A 2,858-nucleotide genomic window follows, 5' to 3' on the forward strand; every position below is an offset into this window, starting at 1 on the left:
ATATTAGGATATTAATATGTGGCTTATTAACACATATATGTTTGTTGAATCTACAAGAAATATTAATAAAGACTTGGCAAGCTTTTTAAAGGTTGAAGTTCAACTAGTTATTACACACAAATTTGAAAGAATGTTTGAATGCGGTCGAAGTATCTAACTGATACTTAGTAAATCTCGCGGGATGTTACCAGCATCCCACGGGGGAGATGGACTATTATGCTATCCAATTCTAACTATAACCCTAACGAATTTAAATGTATCGCTTTGCGGAGACTTAACAACGTTTCTGTAAATATTAGTAACATCGCTATACCCCTGAAAGACGGCACTAAGAAGTGTTATATTGACTTTACCGACAAAACCCATCGGAGAGATTTAGAGCAAAATCTAGGTAACTATGCGGTGTTTGCTCACGGGAGATTACACTTTATTGATATTGACGACAAGGACAAAGCCCCTGATAAGTTGCTTAAAAACACCCAAGATACCTTTTCTGTATCAAGTCCCCACGGATCGCATAGGTGGGTAGTGTCTGACGATGTTTTGCCTAATGTCGATGAGGATTGGGGCGAGATAAGGAGTCAGAATCAGTATGTGGTAGGTCCGGGGACCGAGATACATGGTATCAGGGAGGGTAAGGATTGTCCAAATCCCGGAGAGTGTTGTTCTCCCGAAGATCCGGGGATATATCGTATCCAGAATGATGCACCAATTCAGCAAATCAGCAAAGACGACTTGGAGGATTGGATTGGTGGATTTGAAAAAGAGACTGTAGAAGGTTATTCTGACGACATCGATATTGAATCACTCTCCGAAGGTTCAGAGCGATTGAATGCAGCTCAAGAGATTTTGAGCAAACTACAGAGCGATCATACGGCGTTTTTCCAAGACCTACATGACCGGCTTAACGGCGGGAGAGGGAGTATGGGTCACTCTCTCACAAAGGAGGGTTCAAACAAAATCGACCGTAGCAGATTGGACTTTGTTACGCTAGAACACTTATACGGTGTTTTCAAATATTATGGTGAATCTCACAACGAAAGCCGGGGGTTAGCGGGAGAGGTTTACTCATATTATTCAAATCAAACACCCTTCACGAAAGATGGACAAAAGAGAAAGTGGGTATCTCGGGGGAAGGGATACAAGCATGGTATGCTGGATAATGCTATTCGGCAATTCGATCAATCGCTATTCAATAGATTACTGAACCAGCGAAACAACGACAAAAGAAAATTCAATGAGTATTCAGAGATAACGCAAAATTATGTTGACTTTGTAATGAATTGGCTGATTGAAGATTGGGATATTGATACTGCTAAGGATATGGCTCAAGTATGGAACTTGGAGATTGACAGAGGGGATTTGGAGGCTGTTTGTAAAACACCAATGTATCAAGATACCCCCCGTCCCCTATCGGAGGGTAAAGAGACTGAATACCCGTCCCCTCATGCGATTAGAAAGATTTGCTCTGAACTAGATAGAAACACCGAAGAGACGTATAGAAGAGCCATGAAGAAAATGCGAAAGAAGGGTTCTATCAAATTAGCCTGTATCAAGGAGGGGGTTGATTATCGGGTGTATCCGGCGGATCTCCCGGACCCAATCGATGCACAACATATCAGGTACAAGGCAGAGAAATATGAACCCGAAGATAACCAACCCATGTATGTAGATAGGGGGGGTTCAGAGCAACACTCTCTAGCAGATAATAACCAACCCATGTATCAAGATACCCCCGGTGGTTTATCCGAGGGTAAAGGACAAAGAAGTGATAATAATGTAAAGAGAGTAAGTATATGATTGAATCACTAGCAACTTTGGGGATTGGTAGCATGGCAGGATTAGCACTAGCAGTTTGGATTTTTCAATAATGAGTTTAAGCGTAAATAACAACGACGAAAGTACCGACATTAAACTAATCAGATGTGCGATTAACGACGAGGATTTAACAAAAGCTTTTGAGAACTACACATATGATAAGAATTACAACGAAAAAATGTTAGTAGAACTATCCTTGAGCAAGCTCCTTGAGGATGAGGGATACCTATGATATTCACTCTCCTTTCTTCAATCGGCTTTGGACTTGGAGCGACGTTACTGTTATTCGGATCTATCCTTTGCTATACAGTCTTTTTCGGGGATAGGGAGTTTGGTAATTCGTTAATCCCGATGGGCTTGAGCTTCGGATTTCTTACGATAGGCATGGCTCTGCTATATGGGGTTCTAGTATAGGATAGCATAACCCTGTATCAAAAAGCCAAGTACCACAAGAGCGATACCATACGCTCTGATTTTCGTTTTGCCTCTCCGGATCTTACGATATATCTGAAAACGTATTCTCTCAAATTCAGGCTCTTCAATTCTATCTACCTCTTCATCGTCAATATATCCAATAACTTTGAAATTTGTAACTCTCCCTCCCACGTCGATACCCGATGAATAAATATCGATTTTGTCAATATCTGATCTTAAGTGATACTCTTCTACAATATCATTAATCTCGGCTCTTAGTTCTTTAAATCCAGTATTATCACGGTGTATCGCTCTGGATTCTAACGTTTCAATGGCTCTTAATAAGCGACCGGTTGGATAACACTTTTCAAGATAAACAATATCTGGATACGTTATAATACCAGTTCCAACTAGTGTGAAGAAAGTACCAAGAATAGCTAACATTGATTTAAACTAACAACACTCACGATCCTGTTTAGCGTTTCGGACCCTCCAAACCGCATGACGTGAGCCTGATAACACAATGGGGGATAGTTACGTGTTATATACGGATATTCCATACTCTCAAAGGCTCTTCTTACTGTTTTCTAATTTAATTACTATTCGTTATTTTCTTAGTTTGAATC

The 2,858-nt window shown here is 40.5% G+C and carries 2 protein-coding genes; one reads left to right on the forward strand and one right to left on the reverse strand.

From position 1 onward, the window contains the following. Positions 1–216: 216 nt before the first annotated feature. Positions 217–1,800 (forward strand): bifunctional DNA primase/polymerase, encoded by a 1,584-nt coding sequence (locus B9H04_RS18470; RefSeq protein ID WP_139835157.1) that lies wholly within the window; start codon positions 217–219, stop codon positions 1,798–1,800. 423 nt (positions 1,801–2,223) lie between these two features. Here the strand turns inward: B9H04_RS18470 and B9H04_RS18475 are convergent, their stop codons facing one another. Beyond that, positions 2,224–2,676: a hypothetical protein gene (locus B9H04_RS18475; RefSeq protein WP_139835158.1), complete on the reverse strand. Its 453-nt coding sequence runs from the start codon at positions 2,674–2,676 to the stop codon at positions 2,224–2,226. Positions 2,677–2,858: the final 182 nt, after the last annotated feature.

The organism is Halorubrum ezzemoulense DSM 17463, assembly GCF_002114285.1.
GTDB classification, from domain to species: Archaea; Halobacteriota; Halobacteria; order Halobacteriales; family Haloferacaceae; genus Halorubrum; species Halorubrum ezzemoulense.